This is a genomic window from Streptomyces sp. NPDC012888, assembly GCF_042900645.1.
GTDB lineage: Bacteria > Actinomycetota > Actinomycetes > Streptomycetales > Streptomycetaceae > Streptomyces.
Genome location: NZ_JBIBBM010000003.1, coordinates 551,914 through 567,119 on the forward strand (window position 1 = coordinate 551,914; position 15,206 = coordinate 567,119).

12 protein-coding genes and 1 pseudogene are annotated in these 15,206 nt (G+C 72.8%); 6 read left to right on the forward strand and 7 right to left on the reverse strand.

Annotation, left to right across the window (positions count from 1 at the left end; translation table 11 throughout):
* Nucleotides 1-77: 77 nt before the first annotated feature.
* The gene (locus ACFY61_RS07375; protein WP_389468095.1) at nt 78-2,144 is read left to right on the forward strand and encodes an MDR family MFS transporter; all 2,067 of its coding nucleotides are present in this window, start codon (nt 78-80) and stop codon (nt 2,142-2,144) included.
* 285 nt (nt 2,145-2,429) lie between these two features.
* Here the strand turns inward: ACFY61_RS07375 and ACFY61_RS07380 are convergent, their stop codons facing one another.
* Nucleotides 2,430-2,957, reverse strand: a complete 528-nt coding sequence (locus tag ACFY61_RS07380; RefSeq protein ID WP_389468097.1) for a GNAT family N-acetyltransferase — start codon at nt 2,955-2,957, stop codon at nt 2,430-2,432.
* Between the two features lie 106 nt (nt 2,958-3,063).
* Between ACFY61_RS07380 and ACFY61_RS07385 the strand changes: the two genes are divergently transcribed.
* Entirely contained in the window at nt 3,064-3,459 is a 396-nt protein-coding gene (locus ACFY61_RS07385) for a nuclear transport factor 2 family protein (RefSeq protein ID WP_389468099.1), read from the forward strand.
* Nucleotides 3,460-3,782: 323 nt separating this feature from the next.
* A complete protein-coding gene (locus ACFY61_RS07390) occupies nt 3,783-4,106 on the forward strand; it encodes a hypothetical protein (protein WP_389468102.1) in 324 nt (107 codons plus the stop codon).
* On the opposite strand, the gene ACFY61_RS07395 is transcribed toward ACFY61_RS07390, so the two are convergent.
* Nucleotides 4,098-5,300 (reverse strand): IS110 family transposase, encoded by a 1,203-nt coding sequence (locus ACFY61_RS07395; RefSeq protein ID WP_389468104.1) that lies wholly within the window; start codon nt 5,298-5,300, stop codon nt 4,098-4,100. The two genes, ACFY61_RS07390 and ACFY61_RS07395, sit on opposite strands and share 9 nt — an antisense overlap.
* A gap of 1,138 nt (nt 5,301-6,438) precedes the next feature.
* Nucleotides 6,439-6,762 (reverse strand): antibiotic biosynthesis monooxygenase family protein, encoded by a 324-nt coding sequence (locus ACFY61_RS07400; RefSeq protein ID WP_389468107.1) that lies wholly within the window; start codon nt 6,760-6,762, stop codon nt 6,439-6,441.
* Between the two features lie 120 nt (nt 6,763-6,882).
* On the opposite strand from ACFY61_RS07400, the gene ACFY61_RS07405 reads away from it, so the two are divergent.
* Together ACFY61_RS07405 and ACFY61_RS07410 are read left to right on the forward strand one after the other, a co-directional pair.
* Nucleotides 6,883-8,928 (forward strand): bifunctional glycosyltransferase 87/phosphatase PAP2 family protein, encoded by a 2,046-nt coding sequence (locus ACFY61_RS07405; protein ID WP_389468110.1) that lies wholly within the window; start codon nt 6,883-6,885, stop codon nt 8,926-8,928.
* A gap of 33 nt (nt 8,929-8,961) precedes the next feature.
* Complete coding sequence (locus ACFY61_RS07410; protein WP_389468112.1) at nt 8,962-9,627, forward strand: nucleoside/nucleotide kinase family protein; 666 nt, start codon at nt 8,962-8,964, stop codon at nt 9,625-9,627.
* 91 nt (nt 9,628-9,718) lie between these two features.
* Here the strand turns inward: ACFY61_RS07410 and ACFY61_RS07415 are convergent, their stop codons facing one another.
* The 3 genes from ACFY61_RS07415 to ACFY61_RS07425 form a co-directional block, all read right to left on the reverse strand.
* The gene (locus ACFY61_RS07415) at nt 9,719-11,113 is read right to left on the reverse strand and encodes an FAD-binding oxidoreductase (RefSeq protein ID WP_389468115.1); all 1,395 of its coding nucleotides are present in this window, start codon (nt 11,111-11,113) and stop codon (nt 9,719-9,721) included.
* A gap of 53 nt (nt 11,114-11,166) precedes the next feature.
* On the reverse strand, nt 11,167-11,895 hold the full coding sequence (locus ACFY61_RS07420) for a hypothetical protein (RefSeq protein ID WP_389468118.1): 729 nt from the start codon (nt 11,893-11,895) through the stop codon (nt 11,167-11,169).
* A 370-nt stretch (nt 11,896-12,265) separates the two neighbouring features.
* A complete protein-coding gene (locus ACFY61_RS07425) occupies nt 12,266-13,531 on the reverse strand; it encodes a cytochrome P450 (protein WP_389468120.1) in 1,266 nt (421 codons plus the stop codon).
* Between the two features lie 278 nt (nt 13,532-13,809).
* On the opposite strand from ACFY61_RS07425, the gene ACFY61_RS07430 reads away from it, so the two are divergent.
* Nucleotides 13,810-14,979: a steroid 3-ketoacyl-CoA thiolase gene (locus ACFY61_RS07430; RefSeq protein WP_389468123.1), complete on the forward strand. Its 1,170-nt coding sequence runs from the start codon at nt 13,810-13,812 to the stop codon at nt 14,977-14,979.
* 146 nt (nt 14,980-15,125) lie between these two features.
* Here the strand turns inward: ACFY61_RS07430 and ACFY61_RS07435 are convergent.
* Nucleotides 15,126-15,206 (reverse strand): annotated as a pseudogene (locus ACFY61_RS07435) (lytic transglycosylase domain-containing protein); the annotation flags it as partial.

A 15,206-nucleotide genomic window follows, 5' to 3' on the forward strand; every position in this document is an offset into this window, starting at 1 on the left:
TGTTCCGGCCATCCGACAGGCCATAACAGGACACACCGCTCAGGATGGAGGCATGGACCCGGTCAGGAGGAACGTCCATGGCTCAGGAAACGACCACGCCGGGCGTCGGCCCCGGCCCCGGCCCGAAGTCCGGCCCCGCTGCCGAGCACGCCTCGCGCGGGGTCCTGGCGTCGATCGGGGCCCTGTTGCTGGGCTTGCTCATCGCCGCTCTCGACCAGACCATCGTCTCGACCGCGCTGCCCACGATCGTCAGTGACCTCGGCGGCATGGACCACCTCTCATGGGTGGTCACCGCCTACATGCTCGCCTCCACGGCCGCCACTCCCCTGTGGGGCAAGCTCGGTGACCAGTACGGCCGCAAGAAGCTGTTCCAGGCCGCGATCGTCATCTTCCTCATCGGCTCGGCCCTGTGCGGCCTCGCCCAGAACATGCCGCAGCTCATCGGCTTCCGCGCCCTCCAGGGCCTGGGCGGCGGCGGGCTCATGGTGCTGTCGATGGCGATCGTCGGCGACATCGTCCCGCCGCGCGAGCGGGGCAAGTACCAGGGCCTCTTCGGCGCGGTCTTCGGCGCGACCAGCGTCCTCGGGCCGCTGCTGGGAGGCCTGTTCGTCGACCACCTGTCGTGGCGCTGGGTCTTCTACATCAACCTCCCCATCGGCGTCGTCGCCCTGGCGGTCATCGCTGCCGCCCTGCACATCCCGGTGCGGTCCGAGAAGCACACCATCGACTACCTCGGCACCTTCCTGATCGCCTCGGTCGCCACCTGCCTGGTGCTGGTCGCCTCCCTCGGCGGCACCTGGGGCTGGGGCTCGGCACGCATCGTCGGTCTCGCCGTCCTCGGCGCCGTGCTGCTGGTCGCCTTCCTGTTCGTGGAGCGGAAGGCCGCGGAACCGGTGCTGCCGCTCAAGCTGTTCCGGATCCGCACCTTCACCCTCTCCTCGCTGATCAGCTTCATCATCGGCTTCGCCATGTTCGGCGCGATGGTCTACCTGCCGACCTTCCTCCAGGTGGTGCAGGGCGTCTCGCCGACCATGTCCGGTGTCCACATGCTGCCGATGGTCCTCGGCATGCTGATCGCCTCCACCGCGTCCGGGCAGATCGTGAGCCGTACCGGCCGGTGGAAGGTCTTCCCCATCGCCGGGACGGCCATCACCGCGCTCGGACTGCTGCTCCTGCACCAGCTCCACCGGACGAGCGGCACCTGGGAGATGAGCTTCTACTTCTTCGTCTTCGGCACGGGGCTGGGCCTGGTCATGCAGGTGCTGGTGCTGGTGGTGCAGAACGCGGTCAGCTACGCCGACCTGGGGGTGGCGACCTCCGGCGCCACGTTCTTCCGTTCCATCGGGGCGTCGTTCGGCGTGGCCGTCTTCGGCACCGTCTTCACCAACCGCCTGGACGACCTGCTCGCCGCCTCGCTGGCCAGGACACCGCTTCCGCCCGGCGTGGACGTCGCCCGGCTGGAAGCGGACCCGCGGGCCGTCGCCGAACTCCCCGCCGCGCTGCGGCCCACCGTTCTGGACGCCTACGCCAGCTCGATCACGGACGTCTTCCTGTACGCGGTGCCCGTGGTGCTCCTCGCGTTCGTGGTCGCGTGGTTCCTCAGGGAGGACAAGCTCCGGGGTTCGGTGACGGCCCCGGACGTGAGCGAGACGCTCGCCTCCAACCCCGTGGAGCGCACCTCGCGGGAGGAGGTGGCGCGGGCGCTGTCGGTGCTGGGCACGCTCCAGGGCAAGAAGCACGTGTACGAGAAGATCACGCAGAAGGCGGGGTACGACCTGCTGCCCGCGGCCAGCTGGCTGCTGCTGCGGATCAACAAGTACGGCTCCGCGGAGCCGGCCCTGCTCGCCGAGCGCACCGTGGTGCCGCTGCGGGTCATCACGGAGGCCGCCCGGCAGGTGGAGGAACGGGGGCTGGCGACCAGGGACGGGCTGCCGCTGGTCCTGACCGACAAGGGACGCCAGGCCGCGGAGCGGCTGGCCGCCGCCCGCCGGGAGTCGCTCGCCGAGCTGCTGGGGGACTGGTGGAGCCCCGACCGGCCGACGGACCTGAGCCGGCTTGTCGAGGAGATCAACGCGGAGTTGTGCGGGTCGGATGCGGAGGAGCCGTACGACACGGTGGCGCGGCGGGATCATGCCGCGCGGTGAGTGGGGCGGCTGGGGTGGTGGGCTCGGCCCTGGCCGGGCCGCTTGGCCTGGCCGGGCCCGGCCAGGCTGGCCCCGGCTCGGCGAGGCCCGGGCTGGTCCGGCCCGGCCCGGCCCCGGCCTTGGTCCGGTCCCGGTGGGTCCCGGCCTGGTCCGGTCCTGGCCCCGGCCTGATCCGGTCCCGGCCTTGGTCCGGCCCCGGCCTTGGGCCGGCCCCGCATGGGCTGGCTTGTGTGGTCTGGTTCGGGTGCGGCGGCCTGGTTTGATCTGGCGGCGGGCCGGTGCGGTTTAGGTGAGCGGCTTTTCGAACCAGTGCTCGGCGTACGGGCCCGAGTTGTACGCGGGTATCTCGGCGTAGCCGTGTCGGGCGTAGAGGTTGCGTGCCTCCACCAGGTCGGAGCGCGTGTCCAGCCGGACGCGGAGCGCGCCCAGCGCCCGGCCGGCGTCCTCCAGAGCGGAGAGCAGGGCAGCGCCGCCGCCGGTGCCGCGGGCGGACGGGTCCACGTATATACGGGTGAGCTCCGCGGTCTCGGGGTCGATCAGCCGTATGCCTCCACAGGCGCAGGGGTGGCCGTCGAGGCGGCCGACGACGAACTCGCCGGTCGGCGGGGCCAGGTCGTCGGCTGGGAAGTCGAGCATGCCCTGGTCGATCTCCGCTTCGGTGACCTGGCGTTTCCAGTAGCGGCCTGCCACCTCGGCGTAGTACGCGCGGAGGAGGATGGTGGCCTCCGGGGTGGTGAAGGGCTCCGGGGTGACCGTCCAGGTGGGGGTGGGGGTGGTGGGCTGGGTTGTCGTCGTGGGGTTGTTGCTGGTCATGTCGTCATTTTGGGGTGCGGTGGAATTCGCCGCGTGGAATATCCACAGGGGCGGTCGGATGATGGGAAAGGCAGACAATCTGCGAGCGGGAAGGGTCTGAACCGACATGTCGAAGCATCCGGACTGTGCGCTTGTCCGTCGTGGGTACGAGGCCTTCACCAAGGGCGACATGGACGGGCTGGGGGCGCTGATGACGGCCGACGTCATCCACCATGTGCCCGGCACGAGCCCGCTCTCCGGGCACCACAAGGGGCGGGAGGCCGTGCTCGACCTGTACCGCAGGCTCGGGACGGAGACCGGCGGCACGATGCAGCTGGACCTGCACGCGGTGCTCGCGGACGGGCGCGGGCACGTGATGTCGTTCCACACGCTGCGGGCGGATCGGGGGGACAGGGGGATCGAGATCCGGCAGGGGCTGTTCTTCACGATCGTGGGCGGGAAGATCACGGACATCGACGAGTGCACGGAGGACATCGAGGAGGAGGACGCGTTCTGGGGGTGAGCGGGGGCTTTGCGGGCTCTGCCCGGCCCGCGCCTCAATCGCCGGCGGGGTTTGAGGGGCGGGCGGGGGCGGGCTGTGCGGGGGGCTCCCGCTGGGCTCGTAGGGCGTTGCCCCACGCCCCGCGCCTCAATCGCCGGCGAGGCTGATAGGGCGGGCGCGACGGGCATGCGCGGGTGGGTGGGCTGTGCCTAGGGCCCGGGCCCTGCCGCCTGCCCCCGTCCGTGCACCACGCCCCACGCCCCACGCTTCGACCCCCGGGCGGCATGGCCGGGCGGGGGGGTGCCCCTATCTCTTTGGTCAAGGTCGTGGGTCAGGATGGCGGCATGACGACCTGGTTCCGCACCTACTACGAGGACGAAGATCTGTGGCTGTATTTCGAGGCCGATGACGAGGGCTGGGCAGCGCGACAGGTTGAGGTCCGGGGGCAGGACTCGCGTCCGGTGACGGCGGCCTCCTTGGAAGAGGTGCTGCACTTGCGTGATCATGCAGATCCCGCGGCGATGTTCCGCTATGAACGGCAGTACGGCGTTCTCGCCGAAGGTCCCATGGACGGCTGGAAGGACCAGCGGCAGGCGGCCGAGATCTCCGCGGAGGAGTTCGAGCGGCTGTGGGCTGAAGCACGGCGGGCTCTCGGCGATTCAGCCTGACTTGGCGGGCTGCGGTTCGTAGAAGGTGCCGTCGCGGAGCATCGCGAAGAGGACGTCGGCTCGTCGTCTGGCGAGGCAGAGCAGGGCCTGGGTGTGGTGTTTGCCCTGGGCGATCTTCTTGTCGTAGTAGGTGCGGGATGCTGGGTCGCCCAGGGCTACGAACGCGGAGAGGAAGAAGGCCCGTTTGAGCTGCTTGTTTCCTCTCCTGGAGGGCTGTTCGCCGCGGATCGAGGACCCTGAGCTGCGGGTCGCGGGGGCGAGTCCTGCGTAGGCGGCGAGGTGGCCGGCGGTCGGGAACGTGCTGCCGTCGCCGACCTCGATCAGGATCCTGGCTCCGGTCCTGACGCCGATTCCCGGCATGGACGTCAGGACTTTCGAAAGAGGGTGGGCCTCCAGGAGTTCCTCGATCCTTGTGGCCAGCAGTTTCCGCTGGTCAAGGACGGCGGCCAGAGATCCGGCCAGGCTCGGGACGATCAGCGTGGCCGCATCCGTGCCAGGGACGATGACGGTCTGCTCGTCCAGGGCGGTAAAGATTTCCTCGACCAGTCGCTCGGCCATCCGCGGTGCCTTCGGCCGTAACAAGGTGACCAGCCGCCGCCGTCCGGCCTTGCGTATCTGGGCCGGGGATCCGAACCGTTCCAGCAGCGTGAGGACGGCCGGGTGCTGTAACCGTGGCCCCAGCACTCGCTCCAGCGACGGATGGATCTGGGTCAGCAGGCCGTGGATCCGGTTGGCGACCCTGGTGGCCTCGCTGGCCAGGTCGTCGTCGAAGCCGACGATCATCTCCAGCTCGGCGATGGTCTCGTCCTCGCCGTCGATCGCGCGCAGCGTGTGCGGCATCGCGCGGGCCGCGTCCGCGATGATGAACGCGTCCTTCGCGTCCGTCTTGGCCTCGCCCGGGTAGAGGTCGGCGATCCTCCGCATCGTCAGCCCGGGAAGGTAGGCGACCGGGCAGCCCATGTCTTGCGCAACGGCCAGTGGCAGGGCGCCGATCGAGGCCGGCTGGTCGACCACGACCAGCACCGTTCCGTGCTTGGCCTGGAGTTTCGCGAACAGCTCACGGAGCTTGGGTTCGGTGTTGGGCAAGCGTTTGTCGAACGCCTTCTTGCCGGCCGGAGTGACGGCGGTGGCGTGGTGTTCGCCCTTGCCGACGTCCAGGCCGAGGAAGACGTCGATGTCGCCGGTGTCGATCACGTGCAGGCCCCTCCATCACGCTTTCGTCCGGCCTTGCCTCGGCACCGAGCTGCCACATCCACGTTACGGAGAGCTCTTCCGGCCTTGGGTGAAGCCGGTGCTCAAGCCCCTCATCAGCGGTCCGTCGATGCCTCCGGGCCCGGTGACACCACCCCCCGGATCATGAACAACAAGGGGGGGAAGTCATGCCGGACCCGAAGGCCGGAGGCCCCATTGCGGAGCCACGAAGAAGGTAACGGGGGGGGGTGCGGGGCGGCTTCCGCCGGGCTTGTGGGGCGCTGCCCCGCGCCAATCGCCAGCGAGGCTGTAAAAGTCGGGCGGGAGAGAACTTGTGCGGGCGGGCGTGCCCCGCCCCTGTGCCCCGCCCTGCGCCTCGGTCGGCGGCGGGGTTTGAGGGGCGGGCGGGGCTGGGTTGTGCTTGGCGGCTTCCGCTGGGCTCGTGGGGCGCTGCCCCACACCCCGCGCCTCAATCGCCGGCGAGGCTGGATTGGGCGGTCGGAACTGGGATGTGCGGGTGTGCTCCGCCCCGCGCTCAGCGCCCGCTCCGTGCCCGGGCCCAGCGTCACCGCCCCGTGCCCCGTGCCCAGCGCCCGCGCCCATGCCCCGCGCCACGTCCGCGTCGCGGGCCCAGCGTCAGCACCCCGTGCCCAGCGCCCGCGCTCTATGCCAGCGCCAGCGCCCGCCCCGTGCCCAGCGCCAGCTCCCCGTGCCGGCGCCCCACACGCCCGCGCCCGGGCCCCGCGCTTAGCGCCCACGCCAGCGCCCCCCGCGCTTAGCGCCCGCGCCCGCCCCGCCCCCAGGCCCCGTGCCCCGCGGGCGCGGCCCGGCCGGCTCCCGGCGAGGAAGCCCGCGGCCAGCGCGGGCGGGGCCCCGGGCTTAGCGCCACACCAGCGCCCCGTGCCCGCGTCAATGCCCGTGCCCCGCGCTTAGCACCCACGCCCGTGCCGGCGCCCCGCGCCCGTGCCCGTGCCCCGCACTAGCGCCCACGCCCGCGCCCAGCGCCCCGCCCCCGCCCCCGTGCCTTTGGCGTCGGCGGGGAGGTGGGGGCGCGTGAGGGCGGGTGGGGGTGGGCTTGTGGGGGGTGGCCTCGCTCCCGTGTGTCAGCGCCGGCGGCTGGGGTTGCGGGCGGGGGAGGCGGTCAGGGGGTTTTCGGCTTGGCCTGCTGGATCACCTCGAAGGACCAGAGGGTGGAGCCGGAGGCGGCCGGCTTGGGGCGGTCGGACTCGGTGCCGCCCTGGTGGGCCGCCTTCATCGGGCCCTCCATCCACGCCTGGAACGCCGCCTCGTCCCGCCACCGCGTGTACACGAGGTACTGGTCCGTGCCCTCCAGCGGCCGCAGCAGCTCGAACCACTCGAACCCGTCCGAGTTCTCCACCGCGCCCGCCCGCGAGGCGAAGCGCTGCTCCAGCACCTCACGCTGCTCCGCGGGGACGGTCAGTGCGTTGATCTTCACGATGCTCATGTCGTCATCCTAGGGAGGGAGGGGCCGGGATCCCACGGGGGATATCGTCGTCCCCGGTAATTCAGCGCGGCAGCCAGGCGAAGTCGGGGTTGCGGACAACGGGCGGGAGGCCGGCGGGGCGTGGCGGATGCGGCGGAGCACAGGGGCGCGAGCGCGACCGGACATGCCGGAGTCATAGGTGGGAAGCTCGGCGCGGCCCGGCTGCTGCTCTGGGGGCTCGCCGCCGTCCTCGCCGCCCGCCAGGCGGCCACCGCGCTGCGGTTCCCCGCAGGTGAGTGGCTCGGCGACGTCGTCGTGCCCGCCCCGGCCGGATCGCTGTACGACTCCGGCCAGTTCACCGGCACGCCCTTCGCCGGCACGGTCCTGCGTCCGCTGGCCGGCCTCGCCGACCAGTCGCTGGAGGTCGCCTGGACCCTGGTGACGCTGCTGCTGGTGGCGGCCGTCGGGCTCGTCGCCGCGCGCGGCCTGCCGGACCCCGTCCCGCGCCGCGCCGCCCTGCTGGCCGCGCCCGGCCTGGTCGCCCTGATGACGGTGTCGCTGCCGGTCGGGGAAGCCGCCTTCCCCGGCCAGACCGCCGTACTGCCCGTCCTGCTGGTGCTGCTCGCCGTGTTCCGCGTGCCCGGGGACAGACCCGCCGGGTTCCTGGCCGGTCTCGCCGCCGCGCTGCAGCCCGCGCTCCTGCTGTTCGCCCCGCTGCTGTGGTCCACCGGCCGCCGCACCGCCGCCCGTTCGGCCGCCGTCACCTTCGGCGCCGCCACCGTCCTCGCCTTCGCCGCGCTGCCGCGCGACTCGTGGACGTACTGGGTCGAGCAGCCGGCCGGCACCGGCCTCGGCGGCGACCCTGCCGCCCCCGCCAACCAGTCCGTGCACGGGGCCCTGTTGCGCCTCGGCCTGTCCGGCCCCGCCGAGGTCGTGCCGTACCTCCTGCTGGCCGCCGTCCTCGGCTGCCTGGGCATGCGGCGCGCCGTCCGCTACGCCCGGGACGGGCAGTTGCTCCTCGCCGTGGCCGTCACGGGCTGCGTCGCCGTCGCCGTGTCACCGTCCGGCTGGCGGCACCAGCTGCTGTGGGTGGTGCTCGCCGTCGCCGGCCGGGTCGGCCGCCGGGCCGCCGACCGGCCCGTCTGGCCGGTGGCCGTGGTGCTGGTGACGACCCTGCCGAGCACCGTGCTGCTGCCCAACCTGGCCCTGCTGGAGCCCGTCCGGGACAACGTGCTGCTGCTGGCCGCCCTCGCCGCGGCCTGCGCCGTCCCGTTCCTGCCGCGCAGTTCCCCGTACTGGCGCGAGCCGGTGCCGACCTCGTACGGCCGGCCCGCCGCGTCCCGCCGGCAGTGGATCCCGCTGCTGCCGTTCTGGCGGCGCGTCCTCAGCCGCCCCAACCTGCTGCTGGAACTGCTGCTGATCCGCGTCGGCTACTCGCTCTACTCGCACATCCGGGCCGCCGCGACGGGCACCCGCTCCCTCGCCGAGGAGCACGGCAGCCAGATCCTCGCCATCGAGCGGGTCCTCGGCATCGACATCGAACACGCCGTCAACCAGGCGGTGGCCGGCACCCCTTGGGTGGAGGGATTCTTCGACTTCTACTACACCTCCTTCCACTTCGTCGTCCCGCTGGGCATCCTCGGGGTCCTGTACTGGCGCCGGCCCGCCGACTACCGCTGGGCCAGGGCCTCGCTCGGCCTGGCCACGGTCCTCGCCCTCACAGGGTTCTGGCTGTACCCGCTGGCGCCGCCGCGGCTGATGCCCGGCCTCGGTTTCATCGACACCGTCCACGGCCCGCAGGACCTCGCCAACCCGCAGTACGGGGCGATGACCGCGATCTCCAACCAGTACGCGGCGATGCCCTCGCTGCACTTCGGCTGGTCGCTGTGGTGCGGGGTGGTGGTCGTGCTGCTGGCGCCGAAGGGCTGGCAGAAGCTGCTCGGCGCGCTCCACCCGCTGATCACGGTCTGCGCGATCGTGGCCACCGCCAACCACTGGGTGCTGGACGCGGCGGGCGGCGCGGTCGTCGTCGGGGCGGGGTTCGCCCTGGTCCACGTGCTGTCCGGGCCGCGCCGGCTGCACGCGCAGGTCCCCGGCCAGCGCACCGCCGGCCCCGGTGAAGCGGCCGCCGGCCCCGGTGAAACGCCCGGCGTACCCGCTCCTGCGTCGGCGCGGGTCCGGTCCTAGGCCGGCATCCGCCCTGTCCGGCACCATACGGGCATGGAGTTCACCGAACTGGAGCGGCGGGCCCGCGCCCTCGCGGCCGCCGCCCGGGGCCGGGGCGCCGCCGGGCCGGCCCGCCGCCGTGTGCTCGGCATCGCCGGCCCGCCGGGGGCCGGCAAGTCCACCCTGGCCGCCCGCCTCGCCTCCGCGCTGGGGCCGGAAACGGCCGCCGTGGTGCCCATGGACGGCTTCCACCTCGCCCAGGCCGAACTCCGGCGGCTCGGCCGGGCCGACCGCAAGGGCGCCCCCGACACCTTCGACGCCGCCGGGTACGCCGCGCTGTTGCGGCGGCTGCGCGATCCCGCCCCCGACGGCCCCGCCGGCCCCGTCTACGCGCCGGCGTTCGACCGGACGCTGGAGGAGCCGGTGGCGGGCAGCATCCCGGTGGAACCCGGCGTTCCGCTGGTGATCACCGAGGGCAACTACCTGCTGCACGGGGCGGGGGAGTGGGCGGCCGTCCGCCCGCTGCTGGACGAGGTCTGGTTCCTGGCGCCCGACGACGCCCTCCGCGTCCGCCGCCTGGTCGACCGGCACATCGCCCACGGCAAGGAGCCCGCGCACGCCACCGCCTGGGTGGCCCGGTCGGACGAGGCCAACGCCCGGCTGGTCGCCCCCGGCCGGGTCCTCGCCGACCTCGTCGTCGAGCACCTCGGACCCGCCTGACCCCCGCCCGACCCTGCCTGACCCGCCCGGCCCTGCCTGACCCGCCCGGCCCTGCCTGACCCCGCCCGGCCCCGTCTCACCCGCCCGGCCCCTACCCCGGCGGGACGTTCTGGTTGAGGCGGAAGACGTTGGCCGGGTCGTAGTGCCGCTTGACCTCACGAAGCCGCGCGTACGTCCGGGGCCCGTACGCCTGCCGGACCCGCTCCTGCCCCTCCTCCATCAGGAAGTTGGCGTACACCCCGGTCTGGTGCGGGGTCAGCGCCGACCACAGGCCGCGCGCCCAGGCCCGCTCCTCCGCGAAGCCGGCCGCGTCCGCGCAGGTGGCGTTGATGTTGAAGGTGTGGCCGGCGGAACGCCCGCCGAACGCCGTCTCCTCCGCGCCGACCCGGCTCACCGCCCCGCCCAGCTGGAAGACCGGGAACGCGGTGTACGGCGAGACGATCCGCGCCGCGTGCTCCGCCGTGGTGTCGATGACCTCGTCCGTGAGCCGCTCCACGTCCAGGGACCTGAAGTAGTACCAGCGGCCGTGCGGGAAGGACGGGTCGAACATCGACTGGTGCTCGGTGAACGGCTTCGGCGCGCACAGGTCCAGCACCGGCGGCGGCCCCCACTCCCGCAGCGGCCGTACCACCCGCTCGCCCTCCTCCACCGGCCCGGCGTAGCAGCACACCACCATCACCACGTGCTCGCCCCGCAACTCCTCCGGCACGTACGGCAGGGCCGGCGCCCGCCGGTGCACCACGGCGGTGGTCAGCCCGTCCGGGACGTCGGTGATCCACTCCCGGTAGAAGCGCAGCAGCCGCGCCGAGTCGGCCGTCCGCCACACCACCGGACCGGCGAGGACGACCGGCCCGACCGGGTTGAGCCGGAACTCGAACCCGGTGACCACGCCGAAGTTCCCGCCGCCGCCCCGCAGCGCCCAGAACAGGTCCGGGTTCCCGTCCGCGCTCGCGGTGACCAGGCTCCCGTCGGCGGTCACCACGTCCGCCGACAGCAGTTGGTCCACGGTGAGCCCGTACTTGCGCATCAGCCACCCGATGCCGCCGCCCAGTGTCAGACCGGCCAGCCCGGTGTGCGTGACGATCCCGGCGGGCACGGCCAGTCCGAAGGCCTGCGTCTCGTGGTCCAGCGCGCCGAGCAGGACGCCCGCCTGGGCGCGCACCGTCCGGGCCAGCGGGTCGACGCGTACGCCCTTCATCAGGGACAGGTCGATGACGGTGCCGCCGTCGCAGACGGACAGCCCGGGGAAGCTGTGGCCGCCGGAACGGACTGCGAGCGGCCGGCCGGCGCCCGGCCCGGTCGTGGCGTAGCGTACCGCCGCCATGACGTCGGCGGTGCCGGTGCAGTAGGCGATCAGCTCGGGGGAGCGGTCGACCGACCCGTTCCACACCCGCCGGGACGCCTCGTAAGCATCGTCCCCGGGGCGGACCAGTGGCCCCCGGAACGGCGAGGGGCCGGTCACGGCCCTGGCCATCGGCATGGGCATGGTTCCAGTCTGCCACCGGGGGTCGGGCCCCGTCCGGCAGCCGTGGCCGCGGGCTACCGGGCGAGCGTGGTCTGCGGCAGTGAGGTGGCGGCGGGACCGGTGTCGGCGTCCGTGTCGACCAGCGCCACCATCAGCGGGTTGTAGCCGGCCGGGGCGTCGGCGAGGGCGCGCAGGCGGTAGCGGTGGGTGACGGTCGTGTCGCGGGCCAGGGGGCTGCCGCCGGTGAGGACCGCGTGCGGCATCACGTCGTTGGCGATGCGCAGGGCGGCGGGCCGCCACGAGCCGGTCGCCTGGTCGCGGCGCTCCAGCACGTAGCCGGGGAGGGAGCCGCCGGGCATGGCCTCCATCTGGAAGGCGAGCAACAGGTGCCGGTAGTCGCGGCTGTTGCCGTTGCGCACGGTGACGGAGAACTCCTGGGCCGGACCGCCGGGTCGCAGGGCGAGCCGACCGTCCCGGGTGCTGACGGACATCGACAGCCGGGTCGGTACGGGCGGCCTGCTCGCGGCCTTCGACGGTGCCGCCGGGGCTCCGCCGGTACGGGCAGCGGCGGGACTCGCGGCGGGCGTGGCGGCGGTCGCGCCGGCCGCGGCGGTGCCGGACGGGCCGGACGCGGCGGACTGCGAGGGCGCCGGCGGCGCGGACGCGGCCGGCCCGCCGGAACCGGCCGGGGTGGTCCCTGCGGCCGGGGCCGCGCCGGGCGTGGCGGACTGGGGTGCGCAGGCGGCCAGCGCGGTGACGGCGGCGGCCAGCGCCCCGAGGGCGAGCGCGCGGGTGCGGCGCATGTGGTGTCCCCTTGGTCAGGGTGGGCTTGGTTGCTCGGGGAAACCTAACCGGCCCAGGACACGGGGACGACGAGGGTGCGTAACGCTTTCGGCTCGCCGCCGGGCGGGAGGGGGAGGGGGGGAGGGGCCGAAGGGGCGCCGGGGCACGATGGCCCCGGCGCCCCTTCGGCTGGATCGCCGCTGCTTGCATGATCCGCCGGGCGCGGCCGCTCCGCCACTCGGGTGAGCGGCCCGGCTCACTCCGTCGCGATCACCTCGGTCTCGGCGAGCCGCTCCTCCTCCGGCGTCCCGGCGACCAGCACGGCCGTGAGCACCATGCGGGCGCCCGGCGCGACCAACCGGCCCTCGGCGACCACCCGGCCCTCGGTGGTCAGGCCGGCCCGGCCGGGCTGCCGTGGCTGACCCGGAGTTCCTTGATGCCGTTGAGCCAGGCCGCGCGCAGCCGCCGCGGCGCGTCCCCGGTCAGGCGGAGGTCCGGGAGCGTGTCCGCCAGGGCGTTGAAGATCAGGTCGATCTCCAGGACGGCCAGGGACTTGCCGAGGCAGAAGTGCGGCCCGCCGCCGCCGAAGCCCAGGTGCGGGTTGGGGTCGCGGGTGACGTCGAAGGCGCCGGGGTCGGTGAAGACCTCCGGGTCGTGGTTGGCGGAGGAGTAGAACATCCCCACCCGGTCACCCTTCTTGATCTTCTGGCCGCCGAGTTCGGTGTCCTGGGTGGCGGTCCGCTGGAAGGACACCACGGGGGTGGCCCAGCGCACGATCTCGTCGGCGGCCGTGGCCGGCCGGGTCGCCTTGTAGAGCTCCCACTGCTCGGGGTGGGTGAGGAAGGCGTGCATGCCGTGGCTGATCGCGTTGCGGGTGGTCTCGTTGCCCGCCACCGCGAGCAGCAGCACGAAGAAGCCGAACTCGTCGGAGCTGAGGTTGCCCTGGCCCTCGGCGGCCACCAACTGGGTGACGATGTCCTTGGCGGGGCACTGCTTGCGGTCCGCCGACATGTTCATGGCATAGCCGATGAGCTCCATGGCGGCCTCGGAGCCGACCTCCTCGGTGATCGCGTACTCCGGGTCGTCGTACGCGATCATCTTGTTCGACCAGTCGAAGATCTTCGCGCGGTCCTTCTGCGGTACGCCGATCAGTTCGGCGATGGCCTGGAGGGGCAATTCGCAGGCGATCTGCGTGACGAAGTCGAACGAGCCGTCGCCCGCGGCCGCCTCCCTGGCCTCCTCGACGATCCTGCGGGCCCGGTCGCGCAGCGCGCCCTCCAGGCCCCGGATGGCCCGCGGCGTGAAGCCGCGCTGCACGATCTGGCGGACGCGGGTGTGTTCCGGCGGATCCATGTTCAGCATGATCAGGCGCTGGGCATCTATCTGCTCGCGCTGGATGTGCTGGTTGAAGCGGATGATGGCGGTGTTGAGGGTGGAGGAGAACAACTCCGGATGCGTGGACACGTACTTGACGTCCGCGTGCCGGGTGACGGCCCAGTAGCCCTCGTCGTCGAAACCGGTGATCCCGCGGGGCTGCGCGCACCACCACACCGGGGCGGTCTGCCGCAGCGCGGCGAACTCGGGGAAGGGGACGCGGTCCTGGAGCAGATCGGGATCCGTGGCGTCGAAACCGTCGGGCAGCGCGGGACAGGTCATCGGGCGACTCCAGGTCTGACGGTCCATCAGAAGTTGACCTGAAAGGTAGTAACGAGTTCTACAGGTGACAAGGGTCGGTGCGGGACCTGTTCCGTGACGGGGCGTGTGGAATCCGTGCAAGTCGCGTGCACGCCCCTTGCGTGCCGGGCCCGCGGGCGACTAAGACTTCGGTAAGAACTAGAACGCGTACTAGTAATGCGTGCTGGTTCGGTTCGGGGCGGGGCGCCGGGACGGCCCGCCGCTGTGGCTTACGCAGATGTGCTGGAGAGGACGAGCTCATGGCCGCGGAACCCGTCATCGTCGAAGCCGTACGCACGCCCATCGGCAAGCGCGGCGGCGCGCTCGCCAACCTCCACCCCGCCTACCTGCTGGGCGAGACCTACCGCGAGCTGCTCGCCCGTACGGGAATCCAGCCCGACTGCGTGGAGCAGATCGTCGGCGGCACCGTCACCCACGCCGGCGAGCAGTCCATGAACCCCGCCCGGAACGCCTGGCTCGCCATGGGGCTGCCCTACGAGACGGCCGCGACCACGGTGGACTGCCAGTGCGGCTCCAGCCAGCAGGCCAACCACATGGTCGCCAACATGGTCTCTGGCGGGGTCATCGACATCGGGATCGCCTGCGGGGTGGAGGCCATGAGCCGCGTCCCGCTCGGTTCCGGTTCCAAGCACGGTCCGGGCAAGCCGTTCCCGGACGAGTGGAACGTCGACCTGCCCAACCAGTTCGAGGCCGCCGAGCGGATCGCCCGGAACCGGGGCCTGACCCGCGAGGACGTCGACCGGCTGGGGCTCCTCTCACAGCAGCGGGCCGCCGCGGCCTGGTCGGAGGAGCGCTTCAAGCGCGAGACCTTCGCCGTGCAGGTGCCCACCACCGAGGAGGAGCAGCGTGCCGGGCAGGGCATGTGGCGGCTGGTCGACCGGGACGAGGGCCTGCGCGACACCACCATGGAGGGCCTGGCCCGGATCAAGCCGGTCATGCCGACCGCCGTGCACACCGCCGGGAACTCCTCCCAGATATCCGACGGCGCGGCGGCGGTGATGTGGGCCTCGCGCAAGATGGCCCGCGCGCTGAAGCTCAGGCCGCGGGCCCGCATCGTCGCCCAGGCCCTGGTCGGCGCCGATCCGCACTACCACCTGGACGGGCCGATCGACGCGACGCGGGCGGTGCTGGGGAAGTCCGGGATGTCGCTCAAGGACATCGACCTGGTGGAGATCAACGAGGCCTTCGCCTCGGTGGTGCTGAGCTGGGCCAAGGTGTTCGACCAGGACCTGGAGAAGGTCAACGTCAACGGTGGCGCCATCGCGCTGGGCCACCCGGTCGGCGCCACCGGCGCCCGGCTGATCACCACCGCGCTGCACGAGCTGGAACGCCGGGACCGGGAGTTCGCGCTGATCACCATGTGCGCGGGCGGGGCGCTGGCGACAGCCACGATCATCCAGCGGCTGTAGCCGTCGCGCCGCTGGTCGCAAGCCCTGTGGGATGGGATGCGAGAGGCCCCGGTGGCCGGACCTGGGGAGGCCGGCCGCCGGGGCCTTCGTGTGTCCGCGTGCGCGTGCGCGTGGTGCTGTCCGCGTGCTGCGCTGGGTCCGCTGGTTTAGTACCAGTGGTTGGCCTGCCAGAAGTTCCAGGCCTCGACCGGGGAGCCGTAGCGCTCGTTCATGTAGTTCAGGCCCCA

Bases quoted from the DNA above. Each gene is read 5' to 3' on its own strand.
- ACFY61_RS07375 (WP_389468095.1), top strand. From the start codon at position 78: ATGGCTCAGGAAACGACCACGCCGGGCGTCGGCCCCGGCCCCGGCCCG.
- ACFY61_RS07380 (WP_389468097.1), bottom strand. From the start codon at position 2,957: ATGACCAGCAACAACCCCACGACGACAACCCAGCCCACCACCCCCACC.
- ACFY61_RS07385 (WP_389468099.1), top strand. From the start codon at position 3,064: ATGTCGAAGCATCCGGACTGTGCGCTTGTCCGTCGTGGGTACGAGGCC.
- ACFY61_RS07390 (WP_389468102.1), top strand. From the start codon at position 3,783: ATGACGACCTGGTTCCGCACCTACTACGAGGACGAAGATCTGTGGCTG.
- ACFY61_RS07400 (WP_389468107.1), bottom strand. From the start codon at position 6,762: ATGAGCATCGTGAAGATCAACGCACTGACCGTCCCCGCGGAGCAGCGT.
- ACFY61_RS07410 (WP_389468112.1), top strand. From the start codon at position 8,962: ATGGAGTTCACCGAACTGGAGCGGCGGGCCCGCGCCCTCGCGGCCGCC.
- ACFY61_RS07415 (WP_389468115.1), bottom strand. From the start codon at position 11,113: ATGCCCATGCCGATGGCCAGGGCCGTGACCGGCCCCTCGCCGTTCCGG.
- ACFY61_RS07420 (WP_389468118.1), bottom strand. From the start codon at position 11,895: ATGCGCCGCACCCGCGCGCTCGCCCTCGGGGCGCTGGCCGCCGCCGTC.
- ACFY61_RS07425 (WP_389468120.1), bottom strand. From the start codon at position 13,531: ATGACCTGTCCCGCGCTGCCCGACGGTTTCGACGCCACGGATCCCGAT.
- ACFY61_RS07430 (WP_389468123.1), top strand. From the start codon at position 13,810: ATGGCCGCGGAACCCGTCATCGTCGAAGCCGTACGCACGCCCATCGGC.